At 65.0% G+C, this 18518-nt stretch carries 21 protein-coding genes; 12 read left to right on the top strand and 9 right to left on the bottom strand.

Annotation, left to right across the window (positions count from 1 at the left end):
* Positions 1 to 6: 6 nt before the first annotated feature.
* Positions 7 to 1743, top strand: coding sequence for an ABC transporter ATP-binding protein (locus BW994_RS03195; protein ID WP_029311589.1), 1737 nt, complete (start codon positions 7 to 9; stop codon positions 1741 to 1743).
* Positions 1744 to 1750: 7 nt separating this feature from the next.
* Here BW994_RS03195 and BW994_RS03190 read toward each other — a convergent pair whose 3' ends face one another.
* The 3 genes from BW994_RS03190 to BW994_RS03180 form a co-directional block, all read right to left on the bottom strand.
* On the bottom strand, positions 1751 to 2434 hold the full coding sequence (locus BW994_RS03190) for a VC0807 family protein (RefSeq protein ID WP_051657296.1): 684 nt from the start codon (positions 2432 to 2434) through the stop codon (positions 1751 to 1753).
* A 12-nt stretch (positions 2435 to 2446) separates the two neighbouring features.
* Entirely contained in the window at positions 2447 to 2797 is a 351-nt protein-coding gene (locus BW994_RS03185; RefSeq protein ID WP_211252772.1) for a transcriptional regulator, read from the bottom strand.
* 74 nt (positions 2798 to 2871) lie between these two features.
* Entirely contained in the window at positions 2872 to 3474 is a 603-nt protein-coding gene (locus BW994_RS03180) for a hypothetical protein (protein WP_029311586.1), read from the bottom strand.
* A 224-nt stretch (positions 3475 to 3698) separates the two neighbouring features.
* On the opposite strand from BW994_RS03180, the gene BW994_RS03175 reads away from it, so the two are divergent.
* Positions 3699 to 4283, top strand: coding sequence for a hypothetical protein (locus BW994_RS03175; RefSeq protein WP_051657295.1), 585 nt, complete (start codon positions 3699 to 3701; stop codon positions 4281 to 4283).
* 60 nt (positions 4284 to 4343) lie between these two features.
* Here BW994_RS03175 and BW994_RS03170 read toward each other — a convergent pair whose 3' ends face one another.
* The 3 genes from BW994_RS03170 to BW994_RS03160 all read right to left on the bottom strand — a co-directional run bounded on the left by BW994_RS03170 (position 4344) and on the right by BW994_RS03160 (position 7274).
* Positions 4344 to 5135, bottom strand: a complete 792-nt coding sequence (locus BW994_RS03170) for an ABC transporter permease (RefSeq protein ID WP_029311584.1) — start codon at positions 5133 to 5135, stop codon at positions 4344 to 4346.
* Positions 5132 to 5725 (bottom strand): ABC transporter ATP-binding protein, encoded by a 594-nt coding sequence (locus BW994_RS03165; RefSeq protein WP_029311583.1) that lies wholly within the window; start codon positions 5723 to 5725, stop codon positions 5132 to 5134. The genes BW994_RS03170 and BW994_RS03165 overlap by 4 nt, the downstream gene beginning before the upstream one ends.
* Positions 5726 to 5876: 151 nt before the next feature.
* Positions 5877 to 7274, bottom strand: coding sequence for a dipeptidase (locus BW994_RS03160; RefSeq protein ID WP_029311582.1), 1398 nt, complete (start codon positions 7272 to 7274; stop codon positions 5877 to 5879).
* 66 nt (positions 7275 to 7340) lie between these two features.
* Here BW994_RS03160 and BW994_RS03155 point away from each other — a divergent pair, with 66 nt between their 5' ends.
* The 4 genes from BW994_RS03155 to BW994_RS20510 all read left to right on the top strand — a co-directional run bounded on the left by BW994_RS03155 (position 7341) and on the right by BW994_RS20510 (position 8860).
* Complete coding sequence (locus BW994_RS03155) at positions 7341 to 7862, top strand: GNAT family N-acetyltransferase (RefSeq protein ID WP_051657294.1); 522 nt, start codon at positions 7341 to 7343, stop codon at positions 7860 to 7862.
* Positions 7859 to 8344, top strand: a complete 486-nt coding sequence (locus BW994_RS03150; protein WP_029311580.1) for a GNAT family N-acetyltransferase — start codon at positions 7859 to 7861, stop codon at positions 8342 to 8344. The genes BW994_RS03155 and BW994_RS03150 overlap by 4 nt, the downstream gene beginning before the upstream one ends.
* A gap of 57 nt (positions 8345 to 8401) precedes the next feature.
* Positions 8402 to 8638: a type II toxin-antitoxin system Phd/YefM family antitoxin gene (locus BW994_RS03145; RefSeq protein WP_029311579.1), complete on the top strand. Its 237-nt coding sequence runs from the start codon at positions 8402 to 8404 to the stop codon at positions 8636 to 8638.
* Positions 8639 to 8719: 81 nt separating this feature from the next.
* Positions 8720 to 8860 (top strand): PIN domain-containing protein, encoded by a 141-nt coding sequence (locus tag BW994_RS20510; RefSeq protein ID WP_029311578.1) that lies wholly within the window; start codon positions 8720 to 8722, stop codon positions 8858 to 8860.
* Here the strand turns inward: BW994_RS20510 and BW994_RS03135 are convergent.
* Together BW994_RS03135 and BW994_RS03130 are read right to left on the bottom strand one after the other, a co-directional pair.
* Entirely contained in the window at positions 8844 to 9596 is a 753-nt protein-coding gene (locus tag BW994_RS03135; RefSeq protein WP_035228685.1) for an HAD family hydrolase, read from the bottom strand. The two genes, BW994_RS20510 and BW994_RS03135, sit on opposite strands and share 17 nt — an antisense overlap.
* Positions 9596 to 10846, bottom strand: coding sequence for an NRAMP family divalent metal transporter (locus BW994_RS03130; RefSeq protein WP_029311576.1), 1251 nt, complete (start codon positions 10844 to 10846; stop codon positions 9596 to 9598). The genes BW994_RS03135 and BW994_RS03130 overlap by 1 nt, the downstream gene beginning before the upstream one ends.
* Positions 10847 to 11005: 159 nt before the next feature.
* On the opposite strand from BW994_RS03130, the gene cysS reads away from it, so the two are divergent.
* From cysS to hutC, 6 genes are read left to right on the top strand one after another with little or no spacing between them, the layout of a single operon-like run.
* Positions 11006 to 12370, top strand: coding sequence for a cysteine--tRNA ligase (gene cysS / locus BW994_RS03125; protein WP_076454375.1), 1365 nt, complete (start codon positions 11006 to 11008; stop codon positions 12368 to 12370).
* A complete protein-coding gene (locus BW994_RS03120; protein WP_029311574.1) occupies positions 12367 to 13164 on the top strand; it encodes an RNA methyltransferase in 798 nt (265 codons plus the stop codon). The genes cysS and BW994_RS03120 overlap by 4 nt, the downstream gene beginning before the upstream one ends.
* Positions 13157 to 13783, top strand: a complete 627-nt coding sequence (locus tag BW994_RS03115; protein ID WP_029311573.1) for a class I SAM-dependent methyltransferase — start codon at positions 13157 to 13159, stop codon at positions 13781 to 13783. Before BW994_RS03120 ends, BW994_RS03115 begins: the two co-directional genes overlap by 8 nt.
* Before the next feature lie 33 nt (positions 13784 to 13816).
* Positions 13817 to 15220: an aspartate ammonia-lyase gene (locus tag BW994_RS03110; protein ID WP_029311572.1), complete on the top strand. Its 1404-nt coding sequence runs from the start codon at positions 13817 to 13819 to the stop codon at positions 15218 to 15220.
* Positions 15217 to 16077, top strand: coding sequence for a glycosyltransferase family 2 protein (locus BW994_RS03105; protein ID WP_029311571.1), 861 nt, complete (start codon positions 15217 to 15219; stop codon positions 16075 to 16077). The genes BW994_RS03110 and BW994_RS03105 overlap by 4 nt, the downstream gene beginning before the upstream one ends.
* Before the next feature lie 19 nt (positions 16078 to 16096).
* Positions 16097 to 16846, top strand: a complete 750-nt coding sequence (gene hutC / locus BW994_RS03100) for a histidine utilization repressor (RefSeq protein ID WP_051657293.1) — start codon at positions 16097 to 16099, stop codon at positions 16844 to 16846.
* Here the strand turns inward: hutC and hutU are convergent.
* On the bottom strand, positions 16836 to 18506 hold the full coding sequence (hutU, locus tag BW994_RS03095; protein WP_029311569.1) for a urocanate hydratase: 1671 nt from the start codon (positions 18504 to 18506) through the stop codon (positions 16836 to 16838). The genes hutC and hutU overlap by 11 nt on opposite strands.
* Between the last annotated feature and the right edge of the window lie 12 nt (positions 18507 to 18518).

The raw sequence follows: 18518 nt of genomic DNA, 5'->3' as shown, positions 1-18518 counted from the left end.
GCGCCGATGATCGAACCTCTGGGAAGCATGGGATTGGCCCGCCGGCTCTGGCGCGACCACATCCGCCATTATCGCGGCCGCGTCGCCCTCATCGTGGTGGCAACGCTGATCATGTCCGGCACCACCGCCCTCTATCCCGCGCTGATCGACCGCGCCTTCACCATGTTCGCCAAGCGCGATCCCCGCATCCTCTATCAGGTGCCGGTCATCGTGTTCACCGTCACCGTCATCAAGGCGCTCGCCCAATATGCGCAGACCCTGCTGACCCAGCAGGTCGTGCTCGGCACCATCCGCCGCCTGCAAGGCTCGATGTTCGCCCACCTGACCGATGCCGAACTCGCCCGCGTCGATCGCGAACCCCCCGCGGCCCTGGCGGCGCGCTTCACCACCGATGCCACGGTGATCCGCGAAGCGATGAACCGCGCGGTCAACGGCATCGCCGATGCGTTCACCCTGGTCGGGCTGATCGCCACCATGATCTGGATCGACTGGTCATTGAGCCTGATCGCCGCCGTGCTCTATCCGCTGGCCGGCCTGCCGATCCAGCGCATCGGCCGGCGCATCCGCCGCGCCTCCGGCGGCATGCAGGAGCGCATGGGCGAAGCCGCCTCGATGCTGAACGAAAGCTTCGCCCAGGCCCGCACCGTGCGCGCCTACGGGCTGGAAGCGCAGGAGCGCCGCCGCGCCGAGCGCGCGTTCGACCAATTGTACCGCGCCCTGATGCGCATGATCCGCGGCCGCGCCGCACTCGACCCGATGCTGGAAGTGCTGGGCGGCCTCGCCATCGCGCTGGTGATCGGCTTTGCCGGCTGGCGCCACGCCGCCGGCGCGTCCGGCATCGGCAATTTCACCGGCTTCGTCGCCGCCTTGCTCATCGCATCCCGCCCGCTGCGCGCGCTCGGCACCATGAACGCGGCGGTGCAGGAGGGCATGGCCGGGCTGGAGCGCGTCTACCGCGTGATCGACGAACCGGATGCCGCGCACGAACCCCCCGGTGCGCCACCTCTGCCGCCCGGCCCCGGCAGGCTCGAGTTTCGCCACGTCGGCTTCGCCTACCCGGATGGCCGGCCCGGCCTGCGCGATCTGTCATTCATCGCCGAACCAGGCCGAACCCTCGCCCTGGTCGGTGCCTCGGGGGCCGGCAAATCGACCGCGCTGGCCCTGATCCCCCGCCTCTACGACCTCGATCGCGGCAGCATCCTGATCGACGGCGCGGATATCGGCCAGGTCTCGCTCGCCAGCCTGCGCCGCGCGCTGGCCTATGTCGGCCAGGATTCGTTACTGTTCGACGATACCGTGGCCGCCAACATCGGCATGGGCCGGCCGGACGCGACGATGGCGGAAATCGAGGCGGCGGCCAACGCGGCGGCGGCGCAATTCGTCGCGGCACTGCCCGAAGGCTTCGAAACCCGCGTCGGCGTCAACGGCCAACGCCTGTCCGGCGGCCAGCGCCAGCGGGTGGCGCTGGCACGCGCCCTGCTGCGCGACCCGCGCATCCTGCTGCTCGATGAAGCGACCAGCGCGCTCGATGCCGAAAGCGAAGCCGCCGTGCAGCAAGCCCTCGCGCGGCTCCGCCGGGGCCGCACCACCATCGTGGTCGCGCATCGCCTGGCCACGGTGCGTGATGCCGACCTGATCGTGGTGATGGCGGATGGCGGCGTGCTGGAATGCGGCACGCATGAAGACCTCCTCGCCGAAGACGGGGCTTTCGCACGGCTGGTGCGCGCACAGGCGCTCGCCTGATCACCGCCTAACCGCTTACCGCACCACCCTGACCGCCCGCCGCCCGCCGCGCCTCACCCCGCCGCCGCGCCCGATTGCCATAAACGAAACTCCAGACCCCCAGCGCCGCCATCGTGCCGTACCCGATGAACGGGCTGACCAGCAGATAATTCCGGATCGACATGGCAAACACCAGCACGCAGGAAACCACAGTCGAGGCCAGCAGCCCGAACCCCCACACCAGCGTCATGATCAGCATCACCCGCTTGAAGCCGGCATCCGCGCGCAGCGCCTCGAGTTTCGCACCCTCGGCGGCCGATTTCCGCGCCGCGCCGGCCCGCGCAAACTGATAGATCAGCGGCTTGCCGATCGCGGCCGAGCCCAGAAACACCAGCGCCACCAGCCCGCCGACCAAATTCTCCCGCAGTTGCAAAAACCGCACCGACCCGCCGCCGATGAACGCCAGCAGCGACAGCACGATCCCCGCAATCACGATCAGCGAAATCGCATCCACCCGCCGCTTGCGCGCAAACTCGGCCAGGCTCCACGCAATCGGCGGCAGCGAAGACGCCATCAGCGCATGAACATCACCCAGCCCCGGCTTGGCATAAACATAGATCACATAAGGCAGGATGAAATTGACCAACGCCTCCGTCACAATTCCCGCCCCCTGCTTGCGGGCGAATTGCGCAGCCTCAATCCGATCCACCATCGAAACCTCCTGTCACGAAACCACCACCGCCGCCCGCCCGGCCGTCGTCACGCCATCACCGCCGCCTTCACCATCGATGATCGACCGCAGATACGCCACATGCCGCTCCAGCGCCGCGCGCCCCGCCGCCGTCGCGGCAATCCGCGTGCGTGGCTTCCTGCCGGCATAATCTTTCACAACGCTAACATATCCCGCCGCATCCAGCGTATTCAAATGTGTCGCCAGATTCCCATCGCTCGCCGCCACCATCGCCCGCAACCGGATGAATTCCAGCATCTCCCCCTCCGGCAACGCCGTCAGCGCCGCCATGATCCTGAGCCGCACAATCTGATGGATCGTCTCGTCAGGCCCTGAAATGTCCATCGCTCAGGCCCGCCGCAACCAAAGACCGGGCTTGATCGCTACTCGCAAAACCGTGACCGTACCCCATGACATCCTCATAGCGCCCGGCTCCAACCCACCCGGCTCAAAGCCCAGGCGCTCCCAAGCAACGCGAGGCTGGTGAACGCTTCATAATGAATTACCGCAAACACGGTCACCCCGATCAATCCGGCAAGTCCGCAAAAACCAAACACCAACCCGGTCGTCACCAGCCCAGCCATGCCACGCCCATGCCCGAATCCCGCAAACAACAGGCCGAGCCCCACAAGTTCCGCACAATTCGCCTGATCGATATTGAAATGCAGCGCGATGCGCCCGTAATGCAGCGCGCCCCAGATCACGATCATCACAATGAAGCTCGCAAACGCCTCCAATCGAAGCGCCAAACTACCCGATCCGTCCGAGCGCCCACGCTTCACCTCCTGCCGATACAGCAGCACGAAGAACGCCACCGAGACAGAACAATTCACGACAATCGAAGCCGTCGCATCATCGGCCGGCGACAACACGACCGCACCTGCCGCCAACAACCCCGCGGCAACCCCGCCAATGGCCAGCGCGACGATCAAGCCGCGCTGGAACAGATAATCCTTCGCATCGCGCCGCGTCGCCGCGATCGCCGCCAGTGAAGCCTCGGCCTCGATCGGTGAAATGGTCATGCAGCCCTCCTGTTTCCGGCCCCAGGATAACCACAAACTACTTTGCAGAGCAAAGTCACGTTTTAGTGATCGTTGAGCAACCCCATTTCACCAGCCCCATCAGGTCATCGCGAGACACCGGTGCGGCGATGCAATCCATCCCCCAAAAATCCCTGATCTCGATCCTAACAAAAACGCTAACAAAACGCTTTCGCACCCCCACCCACCCGGCCTAAGGTGCCGGCGTGTCAGAAACCCGCGCCCCTTTCACGATCGAATGCTTCGCCGTCATCATGGACGCGCTCTGCACGGTCGTCGCCGAAAAAGGCCGCGCCGCCTACATCCCCGCCCCGATGGTCCATTTGATCTGGACCCGCCTGCGCAACCTCACCGCCCGCTTCCTCGCAGCGTTAGCCCGCGGCCACGTCCCACCCCGCAAACCCCGCCCGATCACCAAACCCGCAGTCACACCCGAAACCGCACCAGAAACCGAGCCACCGTCCAAGCCGCGCCGCAAACGCCTCACCCTGCCCTGCCGCGAATCCTGGCTCTACCGCCTGCTCCCCGAAACCGGCTTCGCCCGCTTCAGCCTGCAACACCTGCTGTCCGACCCCGAATTCGCCGGCTTTCTAGCCGCCAACCCCAGACTCGTCCGCATCCTGACCCCGCTCTACAACGCCATGGGCATCGAGCTGCCCCCCGAACCGCCGTTCGCGCCCAACCTGCCGCCGATCGCCGATTCCCGCCGCCACATCATCTTCGGCGCGCCAGAACCCAGCCACGACGACGCCCCAATTCCACCCCACGAGTGCAAATTTCGACCCGCCTGACCCCACATTGCAGCACGCCTATATTGTTACGATATCGCAACAAAATATGACCCGATCGCTCTAAACCAGCCGATCCACCCGCAACCGCTCCCGCCCGTCCGTCAACCGCGCCATCGCGAAATACGCAGCCCCCACCGCAGCAATCCCCGTCGCCCCCGCCAGCAGAAACATCAACAGGATCTGATATTTCACCGCCTCGATCGGCGACAACCCCGCCAGAATCTGCCCGGTCATGATCCCCGGCAACGTCACAATGCCCGCCGCCGACATCACATTGATGATCGGCAAAATCCCCCGCCGCACCGCCGCCCGGATCAACGGTTTCGTTGCCTCGCCAAACCGCACCCCCAGCGCCAACTGCGCCTCGATCGCGGATCGCTCGCGCATCACCCCCGAAAGCAGCGCGTCCAGCGATAACGAAGCCGCATTCAACGCATTGCCCAGCATGATACCGGCCAGCGGAATCGCATACCGCGCCGCATACCACGGGTGCGGCCGCAGCGCCGTCGCCAGGGCAAAAGTCGCCGTCACAAACGTCGCCAGCGCCACCGCCGAAAGCCCGGCAATCTGGTTGCCATACCGCACCAATCGCCGCTCCGGCCGCGCCGCCACCTCCCGCCCGGCAATCGCCACCATCACCAGAATCAAACCCAGGGTGAGGGCAGGGGTGTCGATCGCGAACACATAGCGCAACAAATACCCCACCAGCACCAGCTGCACCGCGCACCGCACCGCCGCCACCAGCACCTGCTTGTGCAGCCGCAACCCCAGCCAGACGGAAACCACCGCATCCAGCACCACCAGCGACGATGCCACCAGCAGATCGACCGGCGTCAGTAAAATCGGACTCATGCCGGACTCAAAACCCCCGCCGCCAAATGATACCGCCGCGCCCCCAGCCGCCCCGCCTGCGCCATGTCATGCGTCACGATCATCACCGAAACCCCCGCCCGCAACCGGTCCAGCAAAATCCCCTCCACCAACGCCGTCGCATGCGGATCGAGCGCCCCGGTCGGCTCGTCGAGCAGCAAAACCGCAGGCTCGTTCAACAAAATCCGGATCAACGCCAGCCGCATCCGCTCCCCGGTCGAAAGCCGATGCACCGGCTGATCGAGCAATTTCACCTCCAGCGCCAAATCCGGCATCAACGCCTCGGCCCGCGCCCGCTCTGGAAAATGCGCCGCCGTCTCGTCATGCCACCACCCCGGCTCCGCCGCGAGATACGCCACGCGCCGCCGCCAGGCCGGCGCCGCCATTTGCGCCCGCGCCACCCCATCGAGCGAAACGTCGCCCTCATGCGGGTCCAGATCGGCAATCATCCGCAACAATACCGATTTCCCGGCGCCCGACGGGCCGGTAATCGCCATTGCCTCGCCGGCGCCTAGCGAAAAATCAAATGGGCCGCCGGCGGCGCCGGTTAGGCCCTCGGCTGTTAGTCTCATGGCGAGAAGGCGAGGGAAGCACTTCTTTTTTTGTAAAAAAAGAAGCAAAAAAACTTTTTGACTTTGGGACTGTGCTGTTGGGGACGCCCGTGGCCCAGATGAACGAAAGTTTTTTGCTTCTTTTTTACAAAAAAGAAGCCTTCCTTCCCCCTCACTCCGCCATCCCAAACGCCGCCAGCATCCGCGCCTCCGCCCGCATCCCGCGATGAAAGCACTTCATCTCGAATTTCTCGTTCGGCGAATGAATGCAATCATCATCCAGCCCAAATCCCACCAGCAGCGTCTGCAACCCCAACTGCCGCTCGAACGCCTCCACCACCGGAATCGAAGCGCCACACCCGGCCAGCACCGGCGCCTTGCCGAACTCATCCGCCAGCGCCCGCCGCGCCGCCCGCACGAACGGCGCATCGATCGGCACCATCAGCCCCGGCGATGCGCCGTAAACCTGAAACTGCGCCTGCGCATCCGGCAGCAACCGTTGCTGCACGAACGCGCGAAATCCATCGATCACCCGCGCCGGGTCCTGCCCCGGCACCAGCCGAAACGTCAGCTTCGCACCCGCCTCCGCCGGAATCACCGTCTTGCTGCCATCACCCTGATAGCCGCCGAAAATCCCGTTGATCTCCGCGGTCGGCCGCGCCCAATTCTGCTCCAGCACCGAAAACCCGTGCTCGCCGCTCGCCTGTTGCAACCCGATCCCGCCGAGCCAACCCGCCTCGTCGAACCCGGTCGCCCGCCACGATGCCAGCACATCGGCCGGAATTTCGGCAATCCCGTCATAAAATCCCGGAATCGCAATCCGCCCCGTCGCATCGAACAAATCGCCCAGAATCCGCGTCAACGCGCGGATCGGGTTGAGCGCCGGCCCGCCGAACAATCCCGAATGCAAATCCCGGTTCGGCCCGGTGATCTTCACCTCCACCGCCGCCAGCCCGCGCAAACTCGTCGTAATCGCCGGCGTATCGCGGTTCCACATATTGGTATCGGCCACCAGCACGAAATCCGCCGCCAGCGCCGCCCGCTCGGCCTCCAGCATCGCATCGAGCGAAGGACTGCCGCACTCCTCCTCGCCTTCGAGCAGCACCGTCAGATTGACCGGCAACCCCTCGTTCACCGCCAGATGCGCGCGGATCGCCTCCAGCACCATCATCACCTGGCCCTTGTCGTCCACCGCCCCCCGCGCCACCACGCGCGGCCCGCCCGGTCCATCGACCAGTTGCGGATCGAACGGATCGGCATGCCACAACCCGATCGGGTCGGCCGGCTGCACATCGTAATGCCCATAAAACAACACCCGCGGCGCATTGCCCCCGGCATGATGATGCGTCGCAATCACCCCCGGCAAACCCGCCGTCTCCGCTAGCCGCGCCTCGAATCCCATGCCCGCCAGCAGATCCCGCATATGCTCGGCCGCGCGAATGCAATCGCCCTTATGTGCCGCCTGCGCGCTGATCGAAGGGATGCGCAACAAATCGAACCACCGTGCCCGCGATGCATCAATATTGGCATCGATATGCGCCAGAACCGCCTCGATCGATGAATTGTTCATTGCCCACCCCCTTGGTTATGGTGGATGAGAGATAGTCGCGGCACATGGAACAGGGAAGGGCAGGGGATGAGCGGATTTGCGTTGCGAGCGCATGAAAAGGACGATGCCCCGGCCACCGCCGCCCTGCTGATGCGCCCCGCGGTCCGCCACGGCACCATGGTCTTTGCACCCTACACGCCGCTCGCCACCGCCACCGAGCACATGGCGGCACCGGTCAACGGCGCCAATATCGTGGCCGTCAGCGATGCCGATGGCGCGGTGATCGGGCACATCGCGCTGTTCCGCAACACCAGGTTCCAATCCCACAGCGCCTGGTTCGGCCTCGCCGTGCACGAGGATTGGTGGCGTCGCGGCGTCGGTGCCGCGTTGATGACCGCGATGCTCGACACCGCCGACAACTGGCTCGGCCTCACCCGCATCACGCTCAACGTCTTCACCGATAACGCACCCGCCATCGCGCTCTACCGGAAATTCGGCTTCGAAATCGAAGGCACCATGCGCCGGCAGATGTTCCGCGACGGCACATTCGTCGATTCCCACGCCATGGCCCGCCTGATCGACCCGCCGAACTACGTCGCCACCCCATGACCGACCTCACCATCCGCGCTCGCGAACCATCCGATGCCGCCGCCATCGCGGCCCTGATGAACCTCCCCGGCGTCCGCCACGGCACGCTGCGCGTACCCTTCGTGACCAAATCCTTCGTCGAAACCTGGGCCACCGGCCCCACCAACACCTTTTTGCTGGCGGTGCGGCACGACACCATCATCGGCGTCACGGTCCTGATGCAAGGCCGCGACCGAACCGCCCACACCGGCTCGATCCTGCTCTTCGTCCACGATGCCCATATCAACACCGGCGTCGGCACCGCCCTGCTCACCGAAGTGCTCACCCTCGCCGATACCGTTCACGGCCTCCGCCGCGTCAGCCTCACCGTCAACGCCGACAACCACGGCGCCATCCACCTCTACCGCAAATTCGGCTTCGAAACCGAAGGCATATTGCGCGGCGATGTCCTGCGCGACGGCGTCTTCATCGACAGTATCACCATGGCAAGGCTGCGCTTTTGACTTGCCCCAACCCCACCCCCCGGACTAAGTCTAGTCCACTCCCAATCGAGCGCCCCCATGAACGCCATCAACATCCACGCCGCCAAAACCCAGCTCTCCCGCCTGATCGACGAAGCCGAGGCCGGTCGCGAAACCATCATCGCCCGCGCCGGCCGCCCCGTGGCCAAGCTGGTACCGCTCAACCCCGCCCCGCCACAGCGCCAACTCGGCCTCCTCGCGGGGCAATTCATCGTGCCCGATAATTTCGACGCACCCTTGCCGGATCATGTGCTGGACAGTTTCGAACAGGGCTGATGCGCATCCTGCTCGACACGCATGTCCTGCTCTGGGCGCTCACCGACCCGCACCGGCTGAACCAGCCTCGCCGCCGCCGCCATGGTCGCGAACCTGCCGTCCCATCATCGCGACCCGTTCGACCATCTGCTGCTCGCCCAGGCCATGACCGAACCGGCCCGCCTCTACACGGCCGATCCCATCCTCGTCCGCTATTCCGAACTCGTCACGCTGATCGGCTGACCCACGCCGCATGCCAGTCCCGCAGCATCGCCAGCGTCACCATGCCCCACTCGATCGCCCGATTATGCGTCTCGAAATCGCCCAGATGCGCCACGGTTCGCAGGGCGGCCGAAAAATCCTGCCCATCCGTATAAGGGCTCACGGTGATCACACACCCCAACCCCGCCGCCCGCGCCGACTCCAACCCGTTGCGCGAATCCTCGATCGCCAGGCACGCATCCGCCGCCAGCCCCAGCCGTTCCAGCGCCAGCGCGTACACATCCGGCGCCGGCTTCTTGCGCGCGACCTCGTCCCCCGCGGCAATCGCGGCGAACCAGCCCACCGCATCCGGCGCGAAGGCCGATTGCAGCAGCGCATCGACATTCGGCCGGCTGGTCGTGGTCGCAATCGCACAGAGCACGCCAGACGCCCGCGCCTCATCGATCAACCGCAGCACCCCCGGCCGCGGCCCGAGCGCGCCCTCGGCCATCCGTTCGGTATAGAGCGCGGTCTTGCGCTCGTGGATCTGGCGTATCCCCGCCGGCGGAATGTCCACGCTGCCATCGAACTCGTCGATATAGTATTTGATCCGCTCCTTGCCGCCGGTCACCGCCAGCAATTCGCGATACAGCGCCTGATCCCAATCCCAATCCAGCCCGAATTCGGCAAAACTCGCGTTGAAGCAGATCCGGTGCAACTCCTCGGTCTCCGCCAGCGTGCCATCGACATCGAAAATCAGCGCGCGCAACGCCGTCATCAGAACAACCCCGCCCCGGTCAGCCCGCCATATACCCCGAGCGACGCGGTGATCACCGACAGAAAAATCGTCACCGCCATATACCAACCCTTGAGCTTCAAATGAGGCGGCAGCGCATAAAGCCCCAGCATCACCAGAAACCCGAGCACCAGCGGCAGTAGCAGCGCGTTCATCACCTCGACCGCGATGTTCAGAATAACCAAATTCGGCACCACGGCGACGAGCACCGCCCCCATGATCAGGCACGCCGCATAGACCCCGTAGAACCATTTGGCCTGCAGCGGATGATCCTCGAGCGAGCGGCGATACCCGGCGACCTCGCCCAACCCCCATGCCAGCGCGAGCGATGCCACGATTGCCGCAACCAGCGCCGCCCCCAGCACGCCGATGCCGAACACCAGTTTCCCCACCGTAACGCCCAGAAACGGCGTCAGCGCATTGGCGATATCGCCCACCGAATTGAGACTCGCGGTCGGGTCGTGCCGGCCGATCGTCGCCGCCGTCGCGACCAGCACGGCCGCCATCACCAATTGCGTCACCACCGCCCCGATCGCGGTATCCCAGCGCGCGTATTTGAAGTCGGCCGGCGTCAGTTTCTTATCGGCCACCGCCGATTGCTGATAAAAAATCATCCACGGCATGATCACCGCGCCGATATTCGCCGCCACCAGATACATATAGCCGGCATTGCCCAGCGCCGGCCGGAATGTCTGATCCGCAATCGCGGTCAGGCTCGGGTGCGAGACGAAGGCGATGCCGAAAAACACGAATTCGAACAGACCCAGCGCGATCGCGACCCGTTCGACCCGCCGATACGACCCGGTGAAAGCGACCACCAGCAGAAACACCACCGCCAGCGTCAGCGTCACCCCGCGCGGCACGCCATAAAGCTCGCCGACGCCGGCGACCCCGGAAAACTCGGACAGCAGGGCCCCCACCGTCGCCACCGCGAGCCCTGCCGCCGAAAGCCAGGCCCAGCCCTTGCCGAACGTATCGCGGATCAACTCGCCATGGCCCTTGCCGGTAAAAATCCCCAGCCGCACCGTCAATTCCTGCACCACGTACAAAATCGGCATCAGAATGAATTGCAGCAGCAGCAGCCGATAGCCCCACGCGACCCCGGATTGCGATGCCGTGATGATGCTGCCGACCTCGGTATCGGCCAGCATCACCACCAGCCCCGGCCCGAACACCGCCAGAAACGGCAGGCGCCGGCGGCGTTGCTGCGGGCGTGTGGTGGTCTGCGACAAGGCGATCTCCTGGCGTCAAAGATTGAGAATTATTCTCATTTGAACGCGTTCCGGATATCGGACGGCCCCGGTCCTGTCAACGCACCATCCAAGTTCCGCATGGCGCATCTCAGCGCCGATCCGGTTGACATCCCCTGGCCTGCGGCGGAAATGCCAGACATGACCGAAATCAGGCTGCACAACACCAAATCAAGACATCGCGAGGTCTTCACCCCGATCGATCCCGGCCATGTGAAACTCTACGTCTGCGGCCCGACCGTCTACGACCACGCCCATATCGGCAACGCTCGCCCGGTCGTGGTGTTCGATGTGCTGGTGCGCCTGCTGCGCCACCTGTATCCGCGCGTCACTTATGTTCGCAACATCACGGACGTCGAAGACAAGATCAACGCCCGCGCCCATGAAGCCGGCGAGTCGATCGCGGCACTCACCGCGCGCACCACCGCATGGTATCATCGCGACATGGCGGCGCTGTTCGCCGCACCGCCCGATATCGAACCGCTGGTCACCACCCATATCGACGATATCATTGCCCTGATCACCCGCCTGATCGCGAACAACCACGCCTACGAAGCCGAAGGCCACGTGCTGTTCGCCGTCGCCTCCGACCCCGCCTATGGCGCGTTCTCCGGCCGCAACCCCGAGGAATTGCTCGCCGGCGCGCGGGTCGATGTCGCCGCCTACAAGCGCGATCCCGGCGATTTCGTGCTGTGGAAACCATCGAGCGGCGATCTCCCGGGCTGGGACAGCCCCTGGGGCCGCGGCCGGCCGGGCTGGCACATCGAATGCTCCGCGATGATCTGGAAGCATCTCGGCGAAAATTTCGATATCCACGGCGGCGGCGATGATCTGATCTTTCCGCACCATGAAAACGAAATCGCGCAATCGACCTGCGCGTTTCCCGGTTCGGGTTTCGCCAATTACTGGATGCATAACCGCATGTTGCTGGTCAACGGCGAGAAAATGTCGAAATCGCTCGGCAATTTCATCACGCTCGAACAAGCCCTGGCCCATGCGCCGGGCGAGGCCGTGCGGTTCCTGCTGCTGAAAACCCATTACCGCAGCACGCTCGATTTCACCTGGGCCGGACTCGATGACGCGAAACGCGAACTCGATCGCTTCTACCGCGCTTTGCAAAAACACCCCGACGCACCGGCCACCACCGAAATCCCCCCCGTCGTGCTGGACCGCCTGGCCGATGACCTGAACACGCCGGGCGCAATCGCGGCACTGCACGGCCTGGCCGATGCCGCTCTGGGCGGCGATCCGCTGGCCGCCTCGAAAATGCAGGCAACCGGCGCCCTGCTCGGCCTGTTCAACGTCAGCCCCGCCGCCTGGTTCCAGGCACCGGCCGGTGCGGACACCGATCGGATCGCCGCGACGATCGACCAGTTGATCGCCGAGCGCATCGCCGCCCGCCGCGCGAAAAACTTCGCCCGCGCCGATGAAATCCGCGCCGAACTCGCCGCACGCAGCATCATCCTCGAAGACAGCGCTGGCGGCACCACCTGGCGCCGCGCATGACCGCGCGCGACGAGGGTGCCGATCTCCACCCGATCGATCCCTCGCCGGTCGTCGTGCTGGTCCGCCCGCAGCTTGCCGAAAACATCGGCTCGGTCGCCCGCGCCATGGGCAATGGCGGGCTGTTCCATTTGCGCCTGGTCGCCCCGCGCGACGGCTGGCCGCAAGACCGCGCCATGCGCACCGCCTCCGGCGCCTATCGGATTCTCGAATCCGCCACCGTGCACGAAACCGTGGCCGATGCGGTGGCCGATCTGCACCGCGTCTTCGCCACCTGCCCGCGGCCGCGCCACATCGTCAAACCCCTGCTCACCGCGCGCGGTGCCGCCGCCGAACTGCGCGAGATTGGCAATCGCGGCCTGCGCATGGGCCTGCTGTTCGGCCCCGAACGCGCCGGGCTCGACAATGACGACATCGCCCATGCCGACAGCCTGATCCGCTACCCGCTCAACCCCGATTTCATGTCCCTCAACCTCGCCCAGGCGGTGATGGTGATGGCGCATGAATGGTGGATGGCGCGTGACGCAACACCCGCGCGCGACATGATCACCCATAAAACCCATGTCGCGACCAAGGGCGAACTCGAAAACTTCCTCACCCACCTGATCGCCGAATGCGACGCCTCGGGCTTTCTGCGCAACGCGCCGAAACGCCCCGGCATGGTCCGCAACATCCGCCATTTCTTCCAGCGCGGCGAAGTGACCGAGCAGGAATTGCGCACCCTGCACGGCATCATCACCGAGCTTGCCCACGGCCGTCCCGGCGCGCGCGATCAGGGAGCACCCGAACATGGCTGAACCCCGCAGCGACCATTGGGACGCCGCCTATCGCCGCACCGAACCCGATCGCCTGAGCTGGTACGAGGCATCGCCCGCCGCCTCGCTCGCCATGATCGATGCGTGCAGCCTCAAGCCGCGTGCCTCCGCGGTCGATGTCGGCGGTGGCACCGCGCACCTCGCCCCGGCGCTGCTCGAACGCGGCTTCGGCGCGGTCACCGTGGTCGATCTGTCGCAGGCAGCGCTCGATGCCGCACAAGCCGCGTTCGGCACGGCGGCCGGGCGGATCGACTTTGTCTGCGCCGATATCACGAGCTGGGTTCCCGGCGAGCGTTTCGACCTCTGGCACGACCGGGCGGTGTTCCATTTCCTGACCGACCCGCACGAGCGCGACCGCTACATCGCACTTGCGACAGAATCGGTGCGCCCGCACGGGTTTCTCATCCTCGCGACCTTCGCCCCCACAGGCCCCGAGCGATGCAGCGGCCTCGCCGTGCAGCGCTACGGGGCCGATGATCTGGCCGCCCGGTTCGCACCCGCCTTTGCGATGCGCGACCACATGATCCACACCCATGTGACGCCCTCAGGGGTTTCGCAGGTGTTCACCTATGTGCGATTACAGCGTCACGCTTCGGATTGACCGCACCACGACAATCACCACAAGGGAAACGCCATGAACCGCAACGATCATGACAGTCTCGGCACCATCGAAGTTCCGGACGAGGCATATTGGGGCGCGTCCACCGCGCGCGCCCTGCGCAATTTCCCGATCTCGGATCTCACGATCGGCCAGCACCGCCATCTGATCGTCGCGCTCGCCATGGTCAAGCTCGCCGCCTCGCGCGCCAACGCACGGCTCGGCAAGCTCGACCCCGTGATCGCCGAAGCGATCGCCAAAGCCGCCAACGAAATCATCGAGGGAGGCTTGCACGATCAATTCCCGGTCGATGTCATCCAGGGCGGCGCCGGCACCTCGACCAACATGAACATGAACGAAGTGCTGGCCAACCGCGCCTCGGAATTGCTCGGTGGCGCGCGCGGCGATTACCGCGTGCATCCCAACGATCATCTGAACATGTCGCAATCGACCAACGACACCTACCCGACCGCGGTGCGCCTCGCCGTGCTGCTCGGCAAGGACGCGCTGAGCCAGCGGCTCGATCAGCTGGCGACATCGTTCGAGCGCAAATCAGGCGAATTCGCCAATATCGTCAAACTCGGCCGCACCGAAATGCAGGATGCCGTGCCGATGACCTTGGGCCAGGAATTCGGCGCCTTCGCCAGCACGATCCGCGAGGATATCCAGCGGCTCGATGAAGTCGCCAAACTGCTCACCGAAATCAACCTCGGCGGCACCGCCATCGGCACCCGCATCAACGCCGATCCCGCCTACGGCCCCTTCGCGATCGAATCCCTCTCGCGCATCAGCGGCATCGAATTCACCCAATCGTCGAATTTGCTGGAAGCCAGCTGGGACATGGGCGGCTTCATCATGTTTTCCGCCGTGCTCAAGCGCATCGCCACCAAACTATCGAAGATCGCGCATGATCTGCGCCTGCTCTCCTCGGGCCCGCGCGGCGGCTTCGGCGAGATCAGCCTGCCCGCCCTGCAACCCGGCTCCTCGATCATGCCCGGCAAGGTCAATCCGGTCATTCCTGAAATGATCAGCATCGTCTGCTTTCAGGTGATCGGGCATGATCTTGCGATCACCATGGCGGCGGAAGCCGGGCAGCTGCAACTGAACGCGTTCGAACCGCTGATCGCGCACAACACGCTCAACAGCATGAAACTCATCCGCAATTCCGTCGAAGTGTTCGCAACCCTCTGCGTCGATGGTATTCAGGCGAACGAGGCGAATTGCATGAAGCATCTCGAAGCCAGCACCGCGACAGTCACCGCTTTGGTGCCGTTCATCGGCTACGAGCGCGCCTCGGCGCTGGCGAAAATGGCGCTCGCCAGCGGCCGCACCATCCGCGATCTCGCCGGCGAGGCGATGCCCGGTGCCGATCTCGATACCATTCTGGATGCGAAATCACTGGTGGGTGAAGTGCTGCGCAGCCAGGGCGCGCTGCCGTGAAACCGCTTGCAATCGTCACGAAATTCTACAACGAGCCCGCCTATCTGCCGCTCTGGCTCGGCCATTACGGCCGCCAGGTCGGGCTTGCGAATTGCTATCTGCTCGATCACGGCACCGATGATGGTTCGGCCCGCGCGCTCGGTGCCGCCAATGTCATCCGGCTGATCCGCTCGCCGCAGGACGATTACCACCATCTGCGGGTCATCAAGACAATGTGCGCCGAACTGCTCACACGCTATCGCTATGTGCTGCATGTCGATCTCGATGAGTTCGTGGTCGCCGACCCGGCCGCCTACGCCTCGCTCGCCAATTATGCTGCGCGTTGCGAATCCGAACTGATTTCGATGATCGGCCTCGAACTCCAGCACATCCCAGACCGCGAAGCCCCGCTCGACCCGTCACAACCGATCCTCGCACAGCGCCGGCACGTCTGGTTCAACAGCGCGCTCTGCAAGCCCAATTTCACCCGCGGCCCGCTCGGCTGGTCGCCCGGTTTTCACTGCATGAAAGCCGATACGGTGTTCGATGATCTGTATTTGTTTCATCTGCGTTACGTCGATCGCGACATCGGCTTGCAGCGCCTGCACCGCTCGCGCAGCCAGCCTTGGTCGCACCCCGATCAGGCGAGCCACCAGCGCCTCACCGATGAGCGCTGGCTCGCGATACTGCACGGCTTCGCCAGTCCCGACCGGCTGAGCGACATCACGGCCGAGCGCCAATCCGCCCCGCTGCGCGCGCATCTCGACCGGGTGATCGAAAGTCGCGCCGGCCGCGAGACGCAGGACTACCGCATCGATCTGAGCATCCACAGTCCAGAACTCTGGCGCACCGCCGACCGGTTCTCGACGATCTTTTGAATAATGCTATCAAACCGCAATGACTGATGATGACGACCCCGCCGCCGAACCGCGCCTGCCGCTCTATCTGCGGGTGAAGCGCGACATCGCGGCGCGCGTCGCCGCCGGCACCTGGGGCACCGATGGCAGGCTGCCCTCCGAACATGAACTCACCGCCGCCTTCGGCGTCTCGCGCATGACGGTGCATCGCGCGCTGCGCGAATTATCCGCCGAAGGCATCGTCTCGCGCGTGCAGGGCGTCGGCACCTTCGCGATGGAACGCAGGCCACGCCAGGAGTTTTTGCGAATCCACGATATCGCGGAAGACATCACCGCGCGCGGCCATCGCCATCACATGGCGCTGATCGCGCTCGAAGCGGTACGCGCCCTGCCGCCCCAGGCGCTCGGGTTTCAGCTGCGCCCGGGCTCGAAAATCTTTCACTCCACCGTCCTGCATTTCGAGGATGATGTGCCGGTCCAACTCGAAGACCGCTTCGTTTCGCCGCGCTTCGCACCGGGGTATCTCGAAGCCGATCTCACCGCGCAGACCACGGCGCGATACCTGTTAAGCCTAGGCCCCGCCACCGAAGTCGAGCACACTGCCTACGCGATGACCCCGTCCGCGCCGATCCGCCGCCTGCTCGAACTCGGCCCGGGCGATGACCCGGCCTGCCTCGTGCTGCTGCGCCGGACCTGGAGCAACGGCATTCCGGCGACGCAGAGCGAATTCATCCATCCAGGCTCGCGCTACAGCCTCGGCAGCCAGTCGAGCACGCTGCCTAGCGGGTGAGAAACGGCAGATCGAGCCCGTGGCTGCGCGCGCAATCGATCGCGCTGTCGTAGCCGGCATCGGCATGGCGCATCACACCGGTGGCGGGGTCGTTCCATAACACGCGCGCGATCCGCTGGGCCGCCGCCTCGGTGCCATCCGCCACGATCACCATGCCGGCATGCTGCGAATACCCCATGCCGACGCCGCCGCCATGATGCAGCGAAACCCAGGTCGCACCGGAGGCGCAGTTCAGCAACGCGTTCAACAAGGGCCAGTCCGAGACTGCATCCGATCCATCACGCATCGCCTCGGTCTCGCGGTTGGGGCTCGCAACCGAACCGGAATCCAGATGATCCCGCCCGATCACCACCGGTGCTGAAAGCTCGCCGGAGGCGACCATCTCGTTGAACGCCAGACCCAGCCGATGCCGATCCCCCAGCCCCACCCAGCAGATTCTGGCAGGCAGGCCCTGGAACGCGATGCGCTCGCGCGCCAGATCGAGCCAGTGATGCAAATGCGGATTATCGGGGATCAGCTCCTTCACCTTGGCATCGGTGCGGTAGATATCCTCGGGATTGCCCGAAAGTGCTGCCCAGCGGAACGGGCCGATGCCGCGGCAGAACAGCGGGCGGATATAGGCTGGCACGAAACCCGGAAAGTCGAACGCATCGGCCACACCGACATCCTTTGCCATCGCGCGGATGTTGTTGCCGTAGTCGAGCACCGGAATCCCCAGGCGCCAGAAGCCGAGCATCGCGCGCACCTGATCCGCCATCGAGCGTTTGGCCGCCGCCGTCACGCCGGCGGGATCGCTGACGCGCCGATCCTCCCATTCCGCAAGGCTCCAGCCGGCGGGCAGATAACCGTTGACCGGATCATGCGCGGAGGTCTGGTCGGTCACCATGTCCGGGCGAATGCCGCGCGCGAGAATCTCCGGGAAAATTTCAGCGGCATTGCCGAGCAGCCCGATCGAGATGGGCTTGCCGCTCGCGCGTGCATGATCGAGCATCGCCATCGCCTCATCGAGCGTGCGGGCCTGCGCATCGAGGTAACGGGTGCGCAACCGCATATCGATGCGCGAGGCCGAGCACTCCACCGCCAGCATCGAAGCGCCCGCCATGGTCGCCGCCAAGGGCTGCGCGCCGCCCATGCCGCCGAGCCCGCCTGTTAGTATCCACCGCCCGGTCAGATCGCCGTTGTAATGCTGCCGCCCGGCTTCGACGAAGGTTTCATACGTGCCCTGCACAATGCCCTGCGAGCCGATATAGATCCATGATCCAGCCGTCATCTGGCCGTACATCATCAACCCCTTGCGATCGAGCTCGTTGAAATGCTCCCAATTCGCCCAGTGCGGCACCAGGTTGGAATTGGCGATCAGCACGCGCGGCGCATCGGCATGGGTGGTGAACACGCCAACAGGCTTGCCCGATTGCACCAGCAGCGTCTGGTTGGATTCGAGGTTGCGCAGCGAGGCCAGAATCCGGTCATAGCTCTCCCAGTCGCGCGCGGCACGGCCGATGCCGCCGTAGACGATCAACTCCTCCGGCCGCTCGGCAACATCGGGGTCCAGATTGTTCATCAGCATGCGCAGCGGCGCCTCGGTCAGCCAGGATTTCGCGCTCAGCGTGGTGCCGTGCGGCGCGCGAATGACACGTGCGTTATCAAGGCGGGTCTGCATGGTCGCACTCCG

Origin of the sequence: Acidiphilium rubrum, assembly GCF_900156265.1 — a bacterium.
Lineage (GTDB): Bacteria > Pseudomonadota > Alphaproteobacteria > Acetobacterales > Acetobacteraceae > Acidiphilium > Acidiphilium rubrum.
The sequence above is the reverse complement of the archived record's forward strand: the minus strand, read 5'-3'. Positions and strand labels throughout refer to the sequence as shown.

Excerpts from the sequence above, each read along its gene's own strand:
- BW994_RS03195 (WP_029311589.1), top strand. The coding sequence starts at position 7 with ATGATCGAACCTCTGGGAAGCATGGGATTGGCCCGCCGGCTCTGGCGC.
- BW994_RS03190 (WP_051657296.1), bottom strand. The coding sequence starts at position 2,434 with ATGGTGGATCGGATTGAGGCTGCGCAATTCGCCCGCAAGCAGGGGGCG.
- BW994_RS03185 (WP_211252772.1), bottom strand. The coding sequence starts at position 2,797 with ATGGACATTTCAGGGCCTGACGAGACGATCCATCAGATTGTGCGGCTC.
- BW994_RS03180 (WP_029311586.1), bottom strand. The coding sequence starts at position 3,474 with ATGACCATTTCACCGATCGAGGCCGAGGCTTCACTGGCGGCGATCGCG.
- BW994_RS03170 (WP_029311584.1), bottom strand. The coding sequence starts at position 5,135 with ATGAGTCCGATTTTACTGACGCCGGTCGATCTGCTGGTGGCATCGTCG.
- BW994_RS03165 (WP_029311583.1), bottom strand. The coding sequence starts at position 5,725 with ATGAGACTAACAGCCGAGGGCCTAACCGGCGCCGCCGGCGGCCCATTT.
- BW994_RS03160 (WP_029311582.1), bottom strand. The coding sequence starts at position 7,274 with ATGAACAATTCATCGATCGAGGCGGTTCTGGCGCATATCGATGCCAAT.
- BW994_RS03155 (WP_051657294.1), top strand. The coding sequence starts at position 7,341 with ATGAGCGGATTTGCGTTGCGAGCGCATGAAAAGGACGATGCCCCGGCC.
- BW994_RS03150 (WP_029311580.1), top strand. The coding sequence starts at position 7,859 with ATGACCGACCTCACCATCCGCGCTCGCGAACCATCCGATGCCGCCGCC.
- BW994_RS03145 (WP_029311579.1), top strand. The coding sequence starts at position 8,402 with ATGAACGCCATCAACATCCACGCCGCCAAAACCCAGCTCTCCCGCCTG.
- BW994_RS20510 (WP_029311578.1), top strand. The coding sequence starts at position 8,720 with ATGGTCGCGAACCTGCCGTCCCATCATCGCGACCCGTTCGACCATCTG.
- BW994_RS03135 (WP_035228685.1), bottom strand. The coding sequence starts at position 9,596 with ATGACGGCGTTGCGCGCGCTGATTTTCGATGTCGATGGCACGCTGGCG.
- cysS (WP_076454375.1), top strand. The coding sequence starts at position 11,006 with ATGACCGAAATCAGGCTGCACAACACCAAATCAAGACATCGCGAGGTC.
- BW994_RS03120 (WP_029311574.1), top strand. The coding sequence starts at position 12,367 with ATGACCGCGCGCGACGAGGGTGCCGATCTCCACCCGATCGATCCCTCG.
- BW994_RS03115 (WP_029311573.1), top strand. The coding sequence starts at position 13,157 with ATGGCTGAACCCCGCAGCGACCATTGGGACGCCGCCTATCGCCGCACC.
- BW994_RS03110 (WP_029311572.1), top strand. The coding sequence starts at position 13,817 with ATGAACCGCAACGATCATGACAGTCTCGGCACCATCGAAGTTCCGGAC.
- hutC (WP_051657293.1), top strand. The coding sequence starts at position 16,097 with ATGACTGATGATGACGACCCCGCCGCCGAACCGCGCCTGCCGCTCTAT.
- hutU (WP_029311569.1), bottom strand. The coding sequence starts at position 18,506 with ATGCAGACCCGCCTTGATAACGCACGTGTCATTCGCGCGCCGCACGGC.